The organism is Thermophilibacter provencensis, assembly GCF_900128445.1.
GTDB classification, from domain to species: domain Bacteria; phylum Actinomycetota; class Coriobacteriia; order Coriobacteriales; family Atopobiaceae; genus Thermophilibacter; species Thermophilibacter provencensis.
Window position 1 is genome coordinate 793,423 of record NZ_LT671417.1, and the last position, 18,354, is coordinate 811,776.

At 64.1% G+C, this 18,354-nt stretch carries 16 protein-coding genes and 1 tRNA gene; 10 read left to right on the top strand and 7 right to left on the bottom strand.

What is annotated here, in order from left to right; translation table 11 throughout:
- Window positions 1-63 precede the first annotated feature (63 nt).
- Window positions 64-2,223 carry a Tex family protein gene (locus BQ7391_RS03615; RefSeq protein ID WP_075279337.1) on the top strand — a complete coding sequence of 720 codons (2,160 nt, stop codon included), beginning with the start codon at window positions 64-66 and terminating at the stop codon, window positions 2,221-2,223.
- Between the two features lie 51 nt (window positions 2,224-2,274).
- Window positions 2,275-2,349 (top strand) — tRNA-Gln (locus tag BQ7391_RS03620).
- Between the two features lie 189 nt (window positions 2,350-2,538).
- On the opposite strand, the gene BQ7391_RS03625 is transcribed toward BQ7391_RS03620, so the two are convergent.
- The 3 genes from BQ7391_RS03625 to galE are packed head-to-tail and all read right to left on the bottom strand — an operon-like array spanning window position 2,539 to window position 5,622.
- On the bottom strand, window positions 2,539-3,459 hold the full coding sequence (locus tag BQ7391_RS03625) for a peptidoglycan-binding domain-containing protein (RefSeq protein WP_075279338.1): 921 nt from the start codon (window positions 3,457-3,459) through the stop codon (window positions 2,539-2,541).
- Between the two features lie 35 nt (window positions 3,460-3,494).
- Window positions 3,495-4,538 (bottom strand): polyprenyl synthetase family protein, encoded by a 1,044-nt coding sequence (locus BQ7391_RS03630; protein WP_075279339.1) that lies wholly within the window; start codon window positions 4,536-4,538, stop codon window positions 3,495-3,497.
- Between the two features lie 28 nt (window positions 4,539-4,566).
- Window positions 4,567-5,622 (bottom strand): UDP-glucose 4-epimerase GalE, encoded by a 1,056-nt coding sequence (gene galE, locus BQ7391_RS03635; protein ID WP_075279340.1) that lies wholly within the window; start codon window positions 5,620-5,622, stop codon window positions 4,567-4,569.
- An 810-nt stretch (window positions 5,623-6,432) separates the two neighbouring features.
- Here galE and BQ7391_RS03640 point away from each other — a divergent pair.
- Window positions 6,433-6,966 carry a hypothetical protein gene (locus tag BQ7391_RS03640; protein WP_075279341.1) on the top strand — a complete coding sequence of 178 codons (534 nt, stop codon included), beginning with the start codon at window positions 6,433-6,435 and terminating at the stop codon, window positions 6,964-6,966.
- Between the two features lie 11 nt (window positions 6,967-6,977).
- Here BQ7391_RS03640 and BQ7391_RS03645 read toward each other — a convergent pair whose 3' ends face one another.
- Window positions 6,978-8,891, bottom strand: coding sequence for a BglG family transcription antiterminator (locus BQ7391_RS03645; protein WP_075279342.1), 1,914 nt, complete (start codon window positions 8,889-8,891; stop codon window positions 6,978-6,980).
- A gap of 238 nt (window positions 8,892-9,129) precedes the next feature.
- On the opposite strand from BQ7391_RS03645, the gene BQ7391_RS03650 reads away from it, so the two are divergent.
- From BQ7391_RS03650 to rhuM, 6 genes are all read left to right on the top strand, one after another.
- A complete protein-coding gene (locus BQ7391_RS03650; protein WP_075279343.1) occupies window positions 9,130-9,459 on the top strand; it encodes a PTS sugar transporter subunit IIB in 330 nt (109 codons plus the stop codon).
- Window positions 9,460-9,507: 48 nt separating this feature from the next.
- Window positions 9,508-10,812, top strand: coding sequence for a PTS sugar transporter subunit IIC (locus BQ7391_RS03655; protein ID WP_075279344.1), 1,305 nt, complete (start codon window positions 9,508-9,510; stop codon window positions 10,810-10,812).
- Between the two features lie 35 nt (window positions 10,813-10,847).
- Complete coding sequence (locus tag BQ7391_RS03660) at window positions 10,848-11,174, top strand: PTS sugar transporter subunit IIA (RefSeq protein ID WP_075279345.1); 327 nt, start codon at window positions 10,848-10,850, stop codon at window positions 11,172-11,174.
- Window positions 11,175-11,257: 83 nt separating this feature from the next.
- On the top strand, window positions 11,258-12,712 hold the full coding sequence (locus BQ7391_RS03665) for a glycoside hydrolase family 1 protein (protein ID WP_075279346.1): 1,455 nt from the start codon (window positions 11,258-11,260) through the stop codon (window positions 12,710-12,712).
- 320 nt (window positions 12,713-13,032) lie between these two features.
- Window positions 13,033-14,211: an NAD(P)-dependent malic enzyme gene (locus BQ7391_RS03670; RefSeq protein WP_075279347.1), complete on the top strand. Its 1,179-nt coding sequence runs from the start codon at window positions 13,033-13,035 to the stop codon at window positions 14,209-14,211.
- Between the two features lie 143 nt (window positions 14,212-14,354).
- The gene (gene rhuM / locus BQ7391_RS03675; RefSeq protein WP_075279348.1) at window positions 14,355-15,314 is read left to right on the top strand and encodes a virulence RhuM family protein/type II toxin-antitoxin system death-on-curing family toxin; all 960 of its coding nucleotides are present in this window, start codon (window positions 14,355-14,357) and stop codon (window positions 15,312-15,314) included.
- Between the two features lie 134 nt (window positions 15,315-15,448).
- Here the strand turns inward: rhuM and BQ7391_RS03680 are convergent, their stop codons facing one another.
- Together BQ7391_RS03680 and BQ7391_RS03685 are read right to left on the bottom strand one after the other, a co-directional pair.
- Window positions 15,449-16,360: a hypothetical protein gene (locus BQ7391_RS03680; RefSeq protein WP_075279349.1), complete on the bottom strand. Its 912-nt coding sequence runs from the start codon at window positions 16,358-16,360 to the stop codon at window positions 15,449-15,451.
- A 29-nt stretch (window positions 16,361-16,389) separates the two neighbouring features.
- Complete coding sequence (locus tag BQ7391_RS03685) at window positions 16,390-16,641, bottom strand: RNA polymerase sigma factor (protein ID WP_075279350.1); 252 nt, start codon at window positions 16,639-16,641, stop codon at window positions 16,390-16,392.
- A gap of 115 nt (window positions 16,642-16,756) precedes the next feature.
- Here BQ7391_RS03685 and BQ7391_RS03690 point away from each other — a divergent pair, with 115 nt between their 5' ends.
- Window positions 16,757-16,954, top strand: a complete 198-nt coding sequence (locus BQ7391_RS03690; RefSeq protein ID WP_075279351.1) for a hypothetical protein — start codon at window positions 16,757-16,759, stop codon at window positions 16,952-16,954.
- On the opposite strand, the gene BQ7391_RS03695 is transcribed toward BQ7391_RS03690, so the two are convergent.
- The gene (locus tag BQ7391_RS03695) at window positions 16,951-18,258 is read right to left on the bottom strand and encodes a serpin family protein (protein ID WP_075279352.1); all 1,308 of its coding nucleotides are present in this window, start codon (window positions 18,256-18,258) and stop codon (window positions 16,951-16,953) included. The two genes, BQ7391_RS03690 and BQ7391_RS03695, sit on opposite strands and share 4 nt — an antisense overlap.
- Between the last annotated feature and the right edge of the window lie 96 nt (window positions 18,259-18,354).

The window sequence follows — 18,354 nt, forward strand, 5'->3', positions numbered from 1 at the left end:
CCCCCCACGCGGTTCGGCTATGCTAGGTGGCTCTTGCACGCAACCGTTTGGAGTCATAGACACATGGACCTTATCGCCACGCTCGCAAGCGAGCTCGGCCTCAGGCCTGAGGCCGTCGACGCGGCAGTCAAGCTCATCGACGAGGGGAACACCATCCCCTTCATCGCGCGCTACCGCAAAGAGGCCACGGGCGGCATGGACGACGTTGCCCTGCGCGCCCTCGACGAGCGCCTTTCCTACCTCCGCAACCTCGAGAAGCGCAAGGAGGACGTCATTCTCCTCATTGACGCCCAGGGCAAGCTCACGCCCGAGCTCGAGGCGGAGATCCGGGCCGCCACGCAGCTCCAGCGCGTGGAGGACCTCTACAAGCCCTACCGCAAGAAGCGCATGACGCGCGCGCAGAAGGCGCGCGAGGCGGGCCTGGAGCCGCTTGCCAACATGATCTTCATGCAGGTGGCAACAAAGGGCTCCGCGATCGACGAGGCGGCGCGCTTTGTGACGCCGGAGGCCGCCGAGGCGGGCTTTGACACGCCGGAGAGGGCGCTCGCGGGCGCTGCCGACATTGTGGCGGAGGTGGTGGCGGAGGACGCCGAGAACGTCGCCGACCTACGCGCCTTCACCGAGGCCACGGCAGACATCGTCTCCGTGGCGGTGAACGCAAGCGAGAAGACCCCCTACGAGCCCTACTACGACTACGCCGAGCCCGCCGCCAAGATCCCCAACCACCGCGTGCTGGCCATCGACCGCGGAGAGCGAGAGGAGAAGCTCCGCGTGCGCGTCCGCGTGGACGAGGCGGCCGCGGTGGCGCGGCTCGGGGGGCGCTGGCCGCGCCGCCAGGGGGTCTTTGCCCCCGTCTTTGAGGCCGCCGTCGCGGATGGCTACAAGCGCCTGATGGCCCCCTCGCTCGAGCGCGAGATCCGCGCGCGCCTCACGGTGCGGGCCCAGACGGATGCCATCAAGGTCTTTGCCAAGAACCTCGAGGGCCTGCTCTCGGCCCGTCCCGTGCGCGGCGCCCGCATCATTTCGCTCGACCCGGGCTACCGCACCGGCTGCAAGGTCGCGGTGCTGGACGAGACGGGCAAGCTGCTCGACCACGGCGTGGTCTATCCCACCAAGCCGCGCCACGACGTCGCGGGCACCAAGCGCGAGCTCAAGCGCCTGGCCGACAAGTACGCGATCAATACCATCGTCATCGGCAACGGCACGGCAAGTCGAGAGACCGAGGAGGTCGTCTCCGAGTTCATCGCTGAGTCCGCGCCCGACCTTCGCTATACGATCGTCAACGAGGCGGGCGCCTCGGTCTACTCGGCATCCGAGCTCGCGAGCCAGGAGTACCCGGACCTCGACGTCACCACGCGTGGGGCCATGAGCCTGGGTCGGCGCCTGCAGGATCCGCTCGCCGAGCTCGTGAAGATCCCGCCCCAGTCCATCGGCGTGGGGCAGTACCAGCACGACCTCGACCAGGCGGAGCTCGCGCGCACGCTGGGCTACGTGGTGGAAGACGTGGTCAACCGCGTGGGCGTGGATGTGAACACTGCAAGCGCGAGCCTTTTGGGCTACGTCTCTGGCATCACCTCCGCCGTGGCCAAGAACATCGTGGCCTATCGAGAGGAGCACGGCGCCTTCACCGATCGCCGCGAGCTCAAGAAGGTCCCCCAGCTTGGGCCCAAGGCGTTCCAGAACGCAGCCGGCTTCCTGCGCATCGCGGGCGGCAAGAACCCGCTCGACGCCACGGCCGTGCACCCGGAGAGCTACGACGTGGCCACGGCGCTGCTCGAGCGCGCGGGCGTGGGCGCCGACGAGCTCACGCGCGGCGGCGTGCCGGACATCGAGGGGCGCGCGGGCAGCGTGGGCGCGCTCGCGGCCGAGCTGGACTGCGGCGTGCTCACGCTGATCGACATCGTGGCCGAGCTCAAGAAGCCGGGGCGCGACCCGCGCGACGACGCGCCCGAGGTCGTCTTCAGCCGCGCTGCGCTCTCGATTGACGACCTGCAGCCCGGCATGGAGCTCACGGGCACCGTGCGCAACGTCGTGGACTTTGGCGCCTTCGTCGACGTGGGCGTTCACCAGGACGGCCTTGTGCACATCTCCAAGCTGGCCAACCGCTTCGTCAAGCATCCGAGCGATGTCGTGACTGTGGGCGACACGGTGAGGGTCTGGGTTGAGCGTGTTGATCGTGACCGGGGCAAGATTTCGCTTACCATGGTGCCGGGCAAGAAGTAGGTGGCGCCCCAGCGTCGGGACGCTGGATTTCTTGGTACAATGCGCAGGCACAGGGGTATCGTCCAATGGTTAGGACAGTGGTTTTTGGTGCCATCAATGTGGGTTCGAATCCTACTACCCCTGCCAGACCACATGCGGCCCCGTCTCCCCATGGGAGGCGGGGCCGTCTCGTTGCGGGGGCGATTCCATGCGGGCGCGCCTCATGGCGAGTGACTGGTTTTGGACAGACGAGTACCTTCCGACGGCCTCATCCGTCCAAAACAAGTCACTCTCCGGGGGAGGATGCTGACAGATGACCCTGTCACCTTTGTCAGGTCAGGAGAGCTCCAGCCCGTCGAGGGCGGCGCAGATGGCGTCGAGGAGGATGACGGCGAAGGTCTGGGCGTCCCCGACGGTAAAGGCGGCGGTGCCCACGGGAAGCTCGATGCGCGTTGTGGGGGGCGTCGCGTGCGAGCTCTGGACTGCGGTGCGAAGGCGCGGCGGGAGGGTGTCGAAGTCGTCGAGCATGACGTTGCCGACGCCCGACGCTACGTTTTCGGGCAGCGCGGAGGCGGAGAGGACAAGAAGCGCCTGAATGTCGGGGCTCGCGCCCTCGGGTGAATCGAGGAGCTCGATTCCGCACGAGTCGATCGTGGCGTGCGCGAGGTTCCAGATGCGCCCGGCGACGTTGCGGGAGATCGGGTCCTCGGCGGTGATGGCGATGTGGACGTTCTCGAGCACGCTTGCCGCGCGCGCGAAGCCCATGCCGCCCATCGGATGGGGGCCGTCGGCGGGCTTTCCTGCCCAGACGTGCCGGAGCCGCTCGATGGCATCGAAGGTGTCGGGGAAGGCCATGCCGTCTGCGAGTACGCCGATGCTCTCTTGGAAGAGCTTCACCGCGGCCTCGGTGTGGACGCCGTAGGTCCCGTCCGGCTCGCCGCAGGAGAACCCGAGGATGTTGAGACGCTCCTGGAGCTGGCGGACGTCGTTGCCGTGAAAGTTGGGGAGGCGCAGGTAGAGGGTGCGGTCCCCGAGCTGGTAGCATTCGTCGACGAGCAGGGACCACGTCGCGGTGTCCACCTCGTCTCCGAGCGAGAGCCCGTGCTCGATGCGAAAGCGAGCGATGGCCGCGGAGGTCGAGGGCCCAAACGAGCTGTGCTCTCGCTCGACGGCGTCGATCACGTAGCCGAGCGACTCGAGCCGCTCCTGAATGTCCTCGACGGCGACACCCGCCGCACCTTGCCTAATAGCGTCCATCGCCTCTCCTCAAGCAAACACGGGATGGCGCGCGCCTAGCTCGCGCGCTCCACGAAAAAGTCTGACATAGAAAGTAGCAGGTCTCGAGCCTCAACCGTGATGTGACCCGCATCGGCGAGCCCTGTTGCGCCCTCCTTGGCACGCTCCGCCATCTGCCCTGCGAGCGTGCGGCAGTGCTCGATGCCGCCGCCCTGGCCAATGAGCTCAACGGCTCGGGCAAGCTCTGTGGGATCGGTGGCCGAGCTGCCGAGAAGCGCCACGAGCTCCTCTCGGCTTGCGGCGTCGAGATGCTCGAGCGCCCACACCACGGCGAGCGTCCGCTTGCCCTCGGTGATGTCCGAGCGGAAGTCCTTCCCCTGGGCCCTGGCGTCTCCCACGAGGTTGAGCAGGTCGTCGGCCAGCTGGAAGGCAACACCGGCGGTGAGCCCCACCTCGAGCAGGCCCTGCGCCGCCTCCTCCGATCCTCCGCCCACGAGCGCGCCCACGTAGAGCGGGATGGCCGCCGAGTACCAGGCCGTCTTGCTCGTGACCATGTAGAGGTAGTCCTCCGAGGTCACGTCCCAGCGGCCGTCGCGCACCCAGCCGAGGTCGAGCGCCTGGCCCTCGAGCGTGTGACGCTCCATGCGCACCAGCTCGGAGAGCGCCCGAAGCCTTCGGTCCGCGGGGAGCGTCTCGTCGCGCAGGATCACCTCGAAGACCTGGGTGAGCGCCAGGTCGCCGGCGTTTATCGCAAGGCCCTCGCCCTCCACGCGGTGGAGGCACGGCTCGCCGCGGCGCAGCTCTCCCTCGTCGGCGATGTCGTCGTGAATGAGGGCGGCGCTCTGGAAGAGCTCGACGGCAGCCGCGCATGAGAGCGCGTCCTCTGCCCGCCCGCCTACGGACTCGGCGCCGAGAAGCGCGAGCACGGGCCGCACGCGCTTGCCGCCGCTTGCGGTGAAGCGGCGGAGCGGCGCGTAGAGATAGCGCACGAGGTCATCGGAGACGGCCCCGTCTGCGAGGGGCTCGTCCGCGGCGTCCGCGAGCGCGCGCTCAATGAGGGGCAGGCGCTCCTTCAGGTAGGTGACGAAGAGCTCTTCCATGGTTCTTCTCGTCCTTCTCGCCTGCGCGCTAGCCCTCGTAGCCGTTGGGGTTGTGGGACTGCCAGTTCCAGGAGTCGCGGCACATGTCCTCGATGTTGAATTTGGCCTCCCAGCCCATGAGGTCTCGGGCCTTGGAGCAGTCGGCGTAGTTGGCCGTGACGTCGCCGGGGCGGCGCGGGTCAACAACGTAGGGGACCTCGTGACCGCAGGCCTTGGAGAACGCCTTGATGATCTCGAGGACCGAGGTGCCAGTGCCCGTGCCGAGGTTGAAGACCTCGACGCCGGTGCGGCCGTTCATCCAGGCGAGCGCCGCCGCGTGGCCGGAGGCGAGGTCGCAGACGTGGATGTAGTCGCGCACGCCGGTGCCGTCGGGCGTGTCGTAGTCATCGCCGAAGACGTGGACGGCGTCGCGCTTGCCGATGGCGGTTTGCGCGACGTAGGGCACGAGGTTGTTGGGGATGCCCTTGGGGTCCTCGCCCATGAGGCCCGAGGGGTGCGCGCCGATGGGGTTGAAGTAGCGCAGCAGCACGACGTTCCACTCGGGGTCGGCCGTGTGGAGGTCCGTGAGGATCTGCTCGATCATCCACTTGGTCCAGCCGTAGGGGTTGGTCGCGGGCTTCTTGGGGCTCTCCTCGGTGAGCGGCAGGCTGTCCGGGTCGCCGTAGACGGTGGCGGAGCTGGAGAAGATGATGGACTTGCAGCCGTGCTCGCGCATGACGTCGACGAGCGTGAGCGTGTTGCCGATGTTGTTGGCGTAGTACTCGATGGGCTTGGAGACGGACTCGCCCACGGCCTTGTAGCCGGCGAAGTGGATCACGCGGCTCGGGCGGTGCTCGTCGAAGACCTTGGCGAGTGCGGCGCGGTCGTTGACGTCCGCCTCGTAGAAGGTGAGGTTGGCGGCGGCGGGCTCGCCGACGATGGTCTTGATGCGGTCCACGACCTTGGCGGACGCGTTGGAGAGGTCGTCGACGATGACGACCTGGTAGCCGCCTTGGAGCAGCTCGACGACCGTGTGGCTGCCGATGAACCCGGCTCCGCCGGTGACGAGCACGCAGGTGTCGGCGGGTGCGATCTTCTCGCTCATGGGAGTCCTTTCGACGGAGCCCAGGTGTGTTGGGCTGCGTATTATCCAGATGACAGTATACGACCAGCGGGTGGACGCCGTGTGAGTCGTCCCGGCGGGCGGGGTGGCGGGGCGCCATGTTGTGGTGTGGCGTTGCGGCAAGACGTTGGGCGCTCCACGGGCTTCTCGCGTGTGGCACCGCGGTCTGCGGCTTTCTTGTCGAAAGCGGCGCGTGCCGGGCCTCTTGGCGCAAGGGCCCCTCCCTGCTGGTAGGCAGCGCCAGAAAAGGCGCAGTTGTGTGACTGTGTCTGCTTGTGCGCTGGCGCGTGTGTCTCTCATGTCAGCTTTTGTCGATTGTGTGGCAAATATTTTATGCTCTGATCCAGCAAAGAGGCTGGTTTTAGCTTAGTTTAGCTATTTTGGCTTGTTTCTTGATGTTGTGTGGTTGGCTTTAGACCGCTCACCCCTCTGTGCATCAAACATTTGTCACACAATCGCCCATCCTTGCCACGTGCCGTTAGATTGCGCGCACTCGTACGGTTCCAATGCGCCGCGGCAGAAAAAGTTTTCGGCGCGTGAATGGAATCGGCCGTCCCAAACGTATTAGAGGTAAGGAGCAAAACCGGATGATTGGAGGGGTCATGCTGGCCGGAAGGATGGTTGCTTGTCTGGCTGGGGCGGCGCTTGCGGCGTGCCTGGTGGTGGTGCTGATCCTTGCGGGCGGGTCCGATGAGGCGGGGGGCTGGTGTTGGCGCCGATGCTGGGCACGAGGGGCACCGCGGCGGACACTGATAGACTGAGGCAGATTGCGGCATCTGCTTGGGAGGCCTCGTGGGCGAGAATGACGACATACGCGGACGGCTGCTTGCGTCGCTCGCCGCGCGCGGGCTTCTCGCCGATGACGGCGTGACCACGGTGCACGGTGAGCCCGCCTGGCGAGAAGTGCCCGCGGGCCACGAGTCGCAGGCGCTCATGGACGCGAACGCGCTGCAGCGTCGCGTGGTGGAGTGTGCGCATGTGACGCCCGCGACCTACGCCGACCAGTGCGCCACCTGGGTGGAGAACGTCCTCGCAAGCGCGGGGGTTCCTTACGTGGTTGGCAGCGCTCGAGAGCTCTACGAGGACTTTTGCCGCAGTATCGACGCACGGGAGCTGCTTGTGGGGATGATCGTTGCCGTGGGGCGCCACCCCTACGACGCCGGCGGCTGGGCGCACGGGCACGTGGGCCTCTACGTGGGCGATCGTCGCGTGATGGACAGCGCCGACGGTCGCGTGCGCACGGTACCGCTGGAGCTGTGGGCCTCCGCATATGGCGTGATGTCCGAACCCCGCTGGGGCTGGCTCGGCGCCGTCGCGTTGGGGTAGGGATGGGAGTCCTATCGGGAGCGGCCGGTCGACCTCATGACGGCATGGCGGAATTCGTCAAAGCTCGTGGCTCGAGAAAGAAGGTCGGTTGCCTCTCCTTCCGAGAGAAGCCCGATCATCGCCTCATAGAGCGTCCGGAAGGCACCTTTATCAACGTCGCTGATGGCAAACAGGAGCACGAGCCTGACGGCCGCGCTGCCCCACGTTATCCCCTCTGTGCTCGTTGCAACTGAGATGCATGTCTTGTTTGCGCTCATTGAGGCGGCGTGTGGAATGGCAATGGCTCCAAATGCCGTGTTGCTGGCATGCTCGCGCTGAAGGACGTCCTTGTCAAAGAACTCGTCCACATATCCCAGCTCTTGCAGGCGGCTGCAGAGCAGCTTGATGATCTCCTCCCTCGACATACCCTCAACCTGCGGGAAGAAGAGAGTCTCAGAAAAGTAGTCGTCGAAGCGCGCCTCGAGCGCCTGAAGCTCCTTATCCTGTCGAACGGAGAGGATGGCATCCGAGATATCAGGGAAGCCGCCCCTGGAGAAGGGCGGGATGTTCACCACGCGAGGGTGGGAGGCCTCGTTGACGGGAACGGTTGTGATGAGCAGGTCATATGCCACCCCTGTCAGCCCGTTCTCGTCTGGGACGCACGCCACGATGTCAAGCGTGGCGGAGTGCGCTAGTTCAAGTTGCTCAAGGAGCGCTCGTGCCATTCCGTGATAGTCCGGGCACAGAAGAGCACCTTTGACCTTTGTGTCGTCCAAGCGCTGCCTTTCAAGTTCAGCGCCCACATGCAGGGCTACAAAGGCAATCTCGTCCTCGGAGAGGGTGAGGCCGTACTTGTTTGCTAACCTGATGGAGAGGCTGGTTCCGATGTCATAGGTGAGGGGGCACTCCTCGCGCACGGTTTTGGCGAGCGAGTTTCTCGCAAAGACTCCCTTTTGGTTGCGTTCGATTAGATTCTTGAGGTGCAGACAGAAAGGCATCAGGAAGCTCTGGGTTGCGAGGTTGACGTCGTACTGCTCGGAAATCGCTTCGGCAAGATCACGGGCATCTTGGACAAGCTCTTTTCCAACGATGCGCTCGAGCTGCGCATAGTCCGGGCTGGCAACGGCGTTCGTGTAGGCCATGAGGAGCATCTGAATGCCAAGGAGCTCGTCTAGGCCGAATTCGATTGAAAAGTCGCTCGAGAGCCGGCGACAGAGCTCTTCGGCAACGGGGTCCTTCTCGGCAAGGCGTTCGGGTGACTCAGAATCGTGCGGGAGCACGTCTCCGTTGCGCACGCGGTCAACGAGGATGAGCAGGTGCATGATGAGGTTGTTGCGTGATATTTCGTTGATGCGTCGGTTGCTGAGGCGCATCGTCTCGTCGAGGGCGTTCGTAACGGAGTCCACATCGAGTGCGGAATAGCTCTCCTTGAGGGCGGCTATACCGATTGCCCCCGTTCCGGCCTCTTCGAGGAGGCACTGTCCGATGAGGCGTCGCTTGCTCTTTTCCGGCCCCGCCATGCTCAGGCGATTGTTCTGGGTCTTGAAGGAGATTCCGAGCCGCTCGTAGGAGAGGTTCATCCTGCGAATGTCAGATCGAAGGGTGGAGAAGCTGACGTAGAGCTCCTCACAAAGGTCGAAGAGGTCGAGCGACTCCTCGTGGTCCACTATGAAGCGCTTGACAATGTAGCTTGACCTCTCGGAGGCGCTTTGGGGAACGGGCGAACCCTCCTGCTGGTCCAGCAGGGTGAGTGCGATCTTGCGGTTGAGGAGATAGCCGTCCTTGGACGAGAAGATGACAAGGTCTCCGGCGGACTCGTTTATCTGCTTGACATACGACTTGATGCTTCTGGGGGAGCGTCCAATTTCCTTTGCGAGGTCGGTGGACCTGGTTGCCGAGTCATGGCGTAGGAGTGCCCTCAGGAGCTCCTCGTGTCCCTGCTTCATGGGTATTCCTCCGGTCGACCATTTCCTTGTGGGCGGGCGTGCTCCGTATGAACAGTATTGTTGTTCGCGTAAGAGGCGCAAGGGGCGGGGGAGGTAGGAAATTGCACCCCCGAGGGCAAGCCGCTGCGTTTGCCCCTTGCACCGTGCGGTGAAGTGGTTGCGTGGAACGTCCCGCCTTCGAGCGACAGAATCCATGGCGTCGGAAAAAGCAGTGCAAGACATGCGAAGGGAGCACGTCATGTCCAAGGACCAGATCGGAATCTACCTGTGCTGCGGAGGGGGCCTCTCGTCTGGCTTTCTTGCGCAGCAGGGTCGCAAGGCCGCAAAGAAGCGTCAAATCAACGCACTCGTGGAGGCAAAGAGCGAGTCGGAGGTGACCCAGTATCTCCCGAAGATGGACGTGCTCTGCATTGGCCCCCACTACGCTTTCAGGCTCGACGCGTTTCGCAGGATGGCCGAGCCGTACAACGTTCCCGTGGTGGTGATTCCCGAGGATACCTACTCCATGCTCGATGGCAATGCCCTCATTGACCTTGCCCTGAGCACCATCGAGAAGAATGTGGGTTAGGCCGCTTCTCTGAGTCAGCACAGTCATCAACTGGGAAAGGAGTGCATCATGGATAAAGTGATGAGCTGGTTTACCGATAGCCTGGCCCCCGGAATGCAGAGGGTGTTTGGTAATCCTTGGGTCTCCGCGGTGGCCTCTGCCATGCAGAAGATTCTCCCTTTCATCCTCGTGGGTTCGGTCGTCTCGATCTATAACGTCTTCGTCAGGTACATTCCCTCGCTTCCCGACCTCAGCTTCGTCAACACGTTCTCGTTTGGAATGATGTCGCTGATCGTTGCGTTCATGGTTCCGTACTTTGGCATGACCGAGCTTGATCACCCCAAGTACGAGGTGACCGCGGGCCTTACGTCAGTTACCGTCTTCCTCATGGCTCTGTGTCCCACGGTTGCCTCGCTTGCCAAGAACGCCGAAAGCGGGCTTACCGAGTACCTCGTGACGGACATCAACTACCTTGGCGGATCGGGGCTGTTCGTGGCCATCGTCATGGCGCTTCTCGTCATGCTCATCTTCCACCTCTACTCGAAGTTGCACGTGCTCGAGGGGTCTGACGCGGTTCCCGACTTCGTCATCGAGTGGATTAACAACATCATCCCGATGACCTTTATCTACCTGCTGGTGGGTGCTGCCGTGTTTGTCCTTAGCGTCGATATCGTTGGCATCATCGATGTGATTTTCCAGCCGCTTAACGCAATCGGCCAGTCTCTGCCGGGTTTCCTCATCATTAACTTCCTCTACGTTCTCCTCTATTCTGTGGGCGTTTCCGCTTGGTCGCTTAACGCCATCGTCAAGCCCATCCTCGTCGCCGGTATCTCTGCAAACGCTGCGGCGGTTGCCGCGGGCGGCGCGCCCCTCTACATTGTGACCACCGAGACCATCTTCACCACGGCGCTTATCGCCATGGGTGGCCTGGGAGGCACGCTTCCCCTCAACGTGCTCATGTTCCGCTGCAAGTCGAAGAAGCTGCGCACCATGGGCAAGATCTGCATCGGCCCGTCCATCTTCAACATCAACGAGCCTCTGGTTTACGGTGCTCCAATCGTGTTCAACCCGCTGCTCATGATCCCCATGTGGATCAACTCCATCGTTGGCCCCCTCATCGTCTGGTTTGCCATGAGCTTTGGGATGCTCAACATTCCCGCGGGCGTCAACAACGTGTCCCGCATTCCCGCGCCCATCTGCACTTGGCTGACGACCGACGACTGGCGTGCCTTCATCTGGTTTGCTGTGCTGTTTGTGGTGTACCTGCTCATCTGGCTGCCCTTCGTCAAGAAGTACGACGCCCAGCTTGTTGAGCAGGAGGCCAAGCGAGAGGCGGAGCAGACGGCAGCGGAGGCCTCGCCGGCAACCGTGTAGAACGCACGATGACTAAAAGAAAGCGGTGAGAAAAAATGGATGAGATGAACCCGCTTGTTCCTGTTGCAATGCAGATTATCGTCCATGCGGGAGAGGCTCGCACCCGAGCGAACGAGGCGCTTGACGCGCTTTCCGAGAAGGACTTTGAGACTGCAAAGGCAAAGATGGAAGAGGCGCATCGAGAGATAACCCTCGCCCACCAGTCGCAGACGGAGGTCATTCAGCGAGAGGCGGCTGGAGAGAAGATCGACGGCGGTGTGCTCTTCTCGCACGCACAGGACACACTGATGACCGTTATGTCCGAGGTGAACTTGTCCGACCGTCTAGTTCAGCTGTTCGAGGCGTTCTTCGGCCAGGTCTAGGCAGCCTGGCGTACGAGACGGTGAGCTTTCGCGGCCGGGATCAAAGACGATCTCGGCCGCCCGATTGCAGAGGAGAACTAGAGATGGCGAATCTGCTCGACATCGAGAAGAGCCGTGCGCACGACGGCTTCCCCGAGGGCTTTCTTTGGGGAGCGGCGGTAAGCGCTAAGCAGGCGGAGGGGCAAGAGGGTAGAGGCCTTACTGTTGCCGATTTGCAGAACTTTGACCCCAACGACAAGACGAAGGTTAAGGGTGACTACTCCGCCCAAGAGATTGCCGATCGACTCGAGCATCCCGAGAAGTACTGGTTCCCCAAGAAGATGGGAATCGAGTTCTACCGGAGGTACCCCGAGGACATTGAGCTTCTGAGCGGTATGGGGCTGCGCTGTTTCAGGTTCTCGATAGCGTGGAGCCGCATCTTCCCCAACGGAGATGACGGGATGCCGAGCGAGGAGGGGCTGGCATACTACGATGCCCTGCTCGACTGCCTCGAGGCGCATGGCATGGTGCCGATAGTCACTCTGTACCACGACGACATGCCCGTTTCGCTTGCGACCAAGTACAACGGATTCCTCTCGAAGCACGTGCGCGAGGCCTATGTTCGCTATGCGGAAACCGTGATGCGGCGCTATGCTGGCAGGATTCGCTACTGGATCCCTGTCAACCAAATCAACCTGACAAGGGTCGGGCTGTCCTCGCTTGGCATCGTGCGAGATACCGTGGATGACCTTGACGCAAAGAAGCTGCAGGCGGTTCACAACAAGTTCGTTGTCTGCGCGCGCGTTGCGAGCCTGGGACACAAGATCGACCCCGAGGCTAAGTTTGGCGCGATGCTTGCCGACTTCCTGGTCAACCCGATGACCTGCAAGCCGGAGGACGTTATCTTGTCGACGCAGAAGAACCAGATGACCATGTACTTCTACGCGGACGTTCAGCTTCGGGGCCGCTATCCGGGATATGCCCTGCGATCTTTCGCCGATAATGGGGTGAAGATTGAGGTTGAGTCCGGTGAGCTCGAGCTCATAGCCAACAATACGATGGATTTTCTCGCCATCAGCTACTACAACTCAAATGTGGTCTCCGCCGAAAAGAACTCCATGGCAATCGGTGATTCCGTCGTCAATCCGTACCTCGAGGCGAATCCTTGGGGATGGACCGTCAACCCCACGGGACTTCTCGACGGGTTCCTGAGGTACTGGGACCGTTACGGCGTTCCCCTCATGATTGCTGAGAACGGGTTTGGCCAGGTGGAGGAGCTGGGATCTGACAATACCGTGCATGATGACTATCGCATCGCTTACCTCAGGGAGCACATAGCGGCGATTGGGGAGGCCATCAGGCAGGGAGTGGACGTCTTTGCCTATTGCGCGTGGTCTCCCATCGACATGGTTTCTTCGGGGACGAGTGAGATGCGCAAGCGCTATGGGCTGATTTACAACGACCAAGACGACTTTGGCAACGGTACGCACACGCGCTATCCCAAGGACTCCTACCGCTGGTACAAGCAGGTTATCGAGACTAACGGTCGCGAGCTTTAGGTTGCTGGGGTAGGGGCGCGGCTTCGGGTCCTTCTCGCAAGTGTATTCGGGCGGTTGGTGGAAGTGCGTTAAGTGCGTTCTGACGGCGAGAACAACGCGTTGAGTGCGTTGTGGGGGAATGCACTTGCGGGCGTGGAATGCACTTGCGGCTGGCGGCCCGCGCGCGGAGGACACTTGAGGTCAGCCGCAGCGCGTCGTCCTTCTCGCCGCACGAGCGCCAAACATCGAAAAAGACGCGCATTTGCCCGGCGACGTGGCTAGACTGGTGCTTGTCGTGAGTTCTGGCCGGCGGTGGCCGGCCCGTGAGATGGGAGTGAACCATGGCCGAGGACGCCAAGCAGTACGCGTTGGACAAGCACGAGGAGTGGGGCGGCAAGATCGAGGTGATCAGCCGTGCGCCAATCACCACGCCCGAGGAGCTGGCCGTGGCCTACACGCCGGGCGTCGCCGAGCCGTGCCTCAAGATCCGCGACAACGTGGAGGACTCCTACAAGTACACGCGCCGCGGCAACCTGGTGGCCGTGGTTACGGACGGCAGCGCGGTGCTGGGCCTGGGCAACATCGGCCCCGAGGCGGGCATGCCGGTCATGGAGGGCAAGTGCGCCCTGTTCAAGACTTTTGCGGACGTGGACGCCTTCCCTCTGTGCATCCGCTCCAACGACGTGGACGAGATCGTGCGCACCGTGGAGCTGCTGGCCGGCAGCTTTGGCGGCGTCAACCTCGAGGACATCTCCGCGCCGCGCTGCTTTGAGATCGAGCGCCGCCTCAAGGAGTCCTGCGACATCCCCGTCTTCCACGACGACCAGCACGGCACCGCCGTCGTGACCTGCGCCGCGCTCATCAACGCGTGCCGCCTCACCGGGCGCGAGCTCGCCGACGTACGCGTGGTCTTCTCCGGCGCGGGCGCCGCGGGCATCTCCATCGCCAAGCTCATGCAGCGCATGGGCGTGCGCGACGTCATCATCTGCGACCGCACGGGTGCCATCTACGAGGGTCGCGAGGGCCTCAACCCCGAGAAGGCCGAGATCGCCACGTGGACCAACCGCGAGGGCGTGAAGGGCACCCTGGCCGACGCCGTGGCCGGCGCCGACGTCTTTGTGGGTGTGTCCGCGCCGGGCGTGCTCACGCAGGACATGGTGCGCACGATGGCCGCCGACCCGATCATCTTTGCCTGCGCCAACCCCGTGCCGGAGATCATGCCGGACGAGGCGCTGGCCGCCGGCGCCGCCGTGGCCGCCACGGGCCGCTCCGACTTCCCCAACCAGATCAACAACGTGCTGGCCTTCCCGGGCATCTTCCGCGGTGCCCTGGACGTGCACGCCTCCGACATCAACGACGAGATGATGGAGGCCGCCGCCTACGCCATCGCCGGCCTGGTTGACGACGAGCACCGCTGCGCCGAGTACATCATCCCGGGCGCCTTTGACGAGCGCGTGGCGCCGGCCGTGGCCGCCGCCGTGGCCGATGCCGCCCGCAAGTCCGGAGTCGCCCGCCTCTAGGTGCAAAGGGTGCAAAAGGGACAGGCACTTTTGCACGCTCGGCGGCCCGTCGCAGGTGACGGGCCGCTTTTTTCTGCCTAATTATTGTCCGGTCATAGGCGTACATCTGTTCTATCGAGAGGTCCGGTGGAACGGAGGCGCGTATGAGCACGGAGAAGGGCATCGTCCTGTTTGAGTCGGCAGACGGAGAGGTTACACTACCGGTAAGGGTTGATCCCGAGGGCGAGGAGATTTGGCTTAACCGCAGCCAGCTGGCGGCACTCTACGGGCGTGACGTCAAGACGATTGGCAAGCACGTTGCCAACGCGCTGCGGGAGGAACTTGCGGGAAGCGAGAATCGAACTGTCGCAAAATTTGCGACAGTTCGACTCGAGGGCGACCGTGAGGTTGTTCGGCAGGTCGAACACTACAGCCTCGACATGATTCTTTCCGTCGGCTATCGCGTGAAGTCGCGGCGCGGCGTGGAGTTTCGCCGTTGGGCCACGGACGTGCTGCGCCGCTACGTCGTGGCCGGACATGTGGAAAACGAGCGCCGGCTCGAGCAGCTGGGCAAGGTCGCCAAGGTGATGGCGCGCATCCCGGACGATTTGGGTACGCGCCAGGTGCTCGACATCGTGCAGAGCTACACCGCCGCGCTCGACCTTCTCGACGACTACGACCACATGCGCGTCACGGCGCCCGAGGGCGTGCCGTCTGCGTACGTGCTCACCTACGGGGAGTGTCGCGATGTGATTGACTCCCTGCGCTTTGGTCAGGAGAGCTCTCTTTTTGGCGTCGAGAAGGACGAGTCATTCAAGGGCGCCATCGGCAATGTGTTCCAGAGCTTTGGCGGGCGCGACCTCTACCCCACGCTCGAGGAGAAGGCGGCCCACCTGCTCTACTTCATCGTGAAGGACCACAGCTTCCTAGACGGCAACAAGCGCATTGCGGCAACGATCTTCCTGTATTTCCTTGACCGCTGCGGCGCCCTCTTCATCCCGGCAGGCGAGAAGGCCATTGATGACAGCACGCTCGTTGCCGTTACCCTGCTCATCGCGGAGTCAAACCCTGAGGAGAAGGACGTGATGGTGGCTCTCATACGTCACTTCATTCAGCGCCCGTAGGAGACAAAGGGACAGTCCCGTCGTATCATTCGGCGGCCCGCCACAGGGGGCGGGCCGCCCCCCGGGCGCGTGGCCTACCCGTCCAGCTCCGTAACGAGGTAGAGGCTCGGCGGGTTGTCCATGAGCTCCTGGACCTACGCGCTCGTGTCGGTGCCCTCGACCTCGCGCTGGATCTCGAGGTCGGTAATCTGGCCGAGGTGGGCCGCGTAGCGTTCCCTCGCGTCCTCCACGGGGTCAAAGCGATAGCGCCGCGTCTGCGCGCTCCCGTCCGCGAGGCTCGCAGAGAGCGTGAGCTCAACGCCGGCCATCCGCTGCGCAAACTCCTCGGCGGCGCAGACCGTGACGAGGTCGAAGGCCCGCCAGATTTGCTCGTTGACCGCGCCCTGATCCGAGGGTGCCGCATAGGCGTCGTAGAGCGCGTCAAGCGCCTCTCGGAGCGCCCCCTCGGCCTGCAGCCTCATGGCCACGTTGTAGCCGACGCGCTCGAGGGGAACGGTGCAGTCAACCGTGAAGGCGCTCGTTGAGCCGCCTACGGCATCGCCGACCTCAATGTTGTCGCGGTCGAGCGCAAACCACTCAAAGCGGACGTCGCCGTCGGTCGCCCCGGTGCTGGCCAGCTCGTAAGTGATCGAGTCGACCCCCTCGCCCATGCAGCTGACGTCGAAGGACGTTCTCACGTCGAAGAGCCCGTCGTCCCCCTCGCTCCAGCTGTAGATGCCGCCAAAGCAGTCGTCTGCCGCAAGGAGGGGGCCGTCGTCCTGCTCGACGCCCTCGGCATAGGCGCGCAGGGCAAACCAGCAGTTCCCGGTTGCCTCCGCGGGGTCGCCCTCGGACGGCCTCGTCACGATCGAGGCGACGAGAAGCGCTGCGGCTGTGCCAACCGCCCCCAGCCCCACGCCCACCACGGCCCGTCTGGTGACGGAGCGCCTCTGCGGCGCGCGGTTCTTCTCGGCGCTCATTTCGGAAAGGAAGTTGTCGCGCACGTTGTCGGGGAGTCGGACGCCCCGCGCCCGTTCTCTAAACTGGTCGAACGTCTGCTTGTTCATGGTGTCCCTCCTCGTCCTCGAGGTCTGGTTCAAGGACCTGCCTCATCTGCTTGCGCGCCCGGTGCAGGCGCGTGCGCACCGTCGCGGGCGCGCAGGTGCTCGTCGCTGGTGAAGGAGGTCGCGTCGGTAAGCAGTCTGCAGAACACGTCCTGCGCAACGTCCTGCGCGTTGTGCTCCGAACGGGTCTGCGCGAGCGCCACGAGATACACCGAGCTGCCGTGCGCGCCCATCGCGTACCGCATGAACTTCTCGTCGCGTGTCCCGGCTTTGTCCACGCTCATCACCTCCTTGCCTATAAGATGCGCGAGGAGGGCGAATTGTTTCCCTCGTTCTGGCGTATCCTGAGGCGTGGCGTGCAAAAGGGACTGTCCCTTTTGCACGGGGAGGTGATGGGCGATGAGGGCGCGGCCAAGGGCCGGCGAGGACCCGGCGGAGTTCAGGGCGTGCGGGCGCAAGAGGCGCTACGAGACGCGCGTGGAGGCGGCGAAGGCTGCCGAGAAGAGCTCGCGCCGCAAGGACGCGCCGAAGATCTTTGTCTACGAGTGCCCGTACTGCGGCGGCTGGCACCTCACGCACCGACGGCCAAAGGGCTAGCCGATCGACCCGACCACTCCCATGAAGATGGGCGTCATGGTCTGCTGGTCCACGATCAGGTAGACGAACGGCCGGTCGAGGATGACCTCGTTGACCACGGGATTGTCAGGGGTGCCGGAGGCGCCGTCCATCCCGACCGAGGTGACCGCCGCGGCGCGCGTGCCCTCCTCGTTCACGTCGACGTAGGTCTTGTGAATCACCTGGCTCACGTAGGGCGGGCCGTCCTCCGACTCGCCCATGGGCGAGAAGTCCGCGGTCCGCTCCTCGAAGGCGTCCGTCACGCCGAGCGCGCGCAGGATGTCGGTGAGCTCGGCCTGGTAGGTGCTCGTGAACATGGGCAGCCCCGCGTCCACCGAGGCGTACTCGACGGGTGTGAGCAGCTCGCGCAGCGCCGTCCCGTCGAGGGACTCCAGAAGCTCGCCTACCGTGGCCCCCTCGTTGGGAAGGATCCCCACGAAGGCGTAGTTGTAGTTCTCGTACGGCTTGACAAAGCCCGTGGCCAGGTCGTTCTCCAGGTAGCCCTGCTCGCGCGAGCGCATCATCCGCACGTCCTGCTCGACGCCCTCCTCCGTGGTGAAGACGTCGGGCTCGATGCTGCCCTCCTCGTCGTAGGGCTCCTCCCAGGCCCCCTCGAAGGCGAGCGCGTTGATGAGGCAGAGCTGAGCGCTCGCGGGAATCTGGCTCAGCATTTCCGGGATCATCCCGTGCGTGCGGTCGCTCACCCATGCGTTGACGTCGTCGACCGTGGACTGGTCAAAGGCGGCGCGGTATGCCTGAGCGCCGAGCCGCTCCCCGCACGCCGCGAGGAACTCGTCGCCCACGACAAGGCCCTCGGAGTCGCGCAGCCAGACGGAGTTTGCCAGGGAGAGCTCGAGGGCGTCCCCGCTCACGCCCGCGTCGAGGGGGTCCTCTCCTCCCGCGCGGCGGGCGTAGGCGTTGAGATAGTCCGTGAGCTGCCCCATGCTCATCCCTGTGGCCGCCTCGAGCTGCGCGAGCGTCTGTCCCGCGGCGCCGTTCTCCGCGAGCGCGAGCGCGTAGAGCACCGAGAGCGGGGAGACGAACACGTTGTCTCCCGAGTCCTGCCGCACGCACTCCCGGAAGAGCCGCGCGGAGAAGTCGTAGACGGCGGCCTCCGCCGCGGGGTCGGCGAGCGTGTCGCAGATAGGGGAGTCGTCCGTCGCAAGGTCCCCGCGCGCGGTGAGCTCCGTCGCCGTGAGGCTGAGCGAGGATGGCGCGCACCCGGCGAGCGCGACGCACAGGGCGAGAAGAACCACGCGCGCGAGGGTCTTGGCGAGTCGTCCCATGGCTGCTCCCTCCGTTGCCGACGCCCCTATCGTAGGCGGGCCGGCGCTGGGGCCCGCGGGGTGTTCGGCAACGGGCGTCTCGGGGCAGCTGGGCGG

Bases quoted from the DNA above. Each gene is read 5' to 3' on its own strand.
- BQ7391_RS03615 (WP_075279337.1), top strand. From the start codon at position 64: ATGGACCTTATCGCCACGCTCGCAAGCGAGCTCGGCCTCAGGCCTGAG.
- BQ7391_RS03625 (WP_075279338.1), bottom strand. From the start codon at position 3,459: ATGGACGCTATTAGGCAAGGTGCGGCGGGTGTCGCCGTCGAGGACATT.
- BQ7391_RS03630 (WP_075279339.1), bottom strand. From the start codon at position 4,538: ATGGAAGAGCTCTTCGTCACCTACCTGAAGGAGCGCCTGCCCCTCATT.
- galE (WP_075279340.1), bottom strand. From the start codon at position 5,622: ATGAGCGAGAAGATCGCACCCGCCGACACCTGCGTGCTCGTCACCGGC.
- BQ7391_RS03645 (WP_075279342.1), bottom strand. From the start codon at position 8,891: ATGAAGCAGGGACACGAGGAGCTCCTGAGGGCACTCCTACGCCATGAC.
- BQ7391_RS03650 (WP_075279343.1), top strand. From the start codon at position 9,130: ATGTCCAAGGACCAGATCGGAATCTACCTGTGCTGCGGAGGGGGCCTC.
- BQ7391_RS03655 (WP_075279344.1), top strand. From the start codon at position 9,508: ATGGATAAAGTGATGAGCTGGTTTACCGATAGCCTGGCCCCCGGAATG.
- BQ7391_RS03660 (WP_075279345.1), top strand. From the start codon at position 10,848: ATGGATGAGATGAACCCGCTTGTTCCTGTTGCAATGCAGATTATCGTC.
- BQ7391_RS03665 (WP_075279346.1), top strand. From the start codon at position 11,258: ATGGCGAATCTGCTCGACATCGAGAAGAGCCGTGCGCACGACGGCTTC.
- BQ7391_RS03670 (WP_075279347.1), top strand. From the start codon at position 13,033: ATGGCCGAGGACGCCAAGCAGTACGCGTTGGACAAGCACGAGGAGTGG.
- rhuM (WP_075279348.1), top strand. From the start codon at position 14,355: ATGAGCACGGAGAAGGGCATCGTCCTGTTTGAGTCGGCAGACGGAGAG.
- BQ7391_RS03680 (WP_075279349.1), bottom strand. From the start codon at position 16,360: ATGAACAAGCAGACGTTCGACCAGTTTAGAGAACGGGCGCGGGGCGTC.
- BQ7391_RS03685 (WP_075279350.1), bottom strand. From the start codon at position 16,641: ATGAGCGTGGACAAAGCCGGGACACGCGACGAGAAGTTCATGCGGTAC.
- BQ7391_RS03690 (WP_075279351.1), top strand. From the start codon at position 16,757: ATGAGGGCGCGGCCAAGGGCCGGCGAGGACCCGGCGGAGTTCAGGGCG.
- BQ7391_RS03695 (WP_075279352.1), bottom strand. From the start codon at position 18,258: ATGGGACGACTCGCCAAGACCCTCGCGCGCGTGGTTCTTCTCGCCCTG.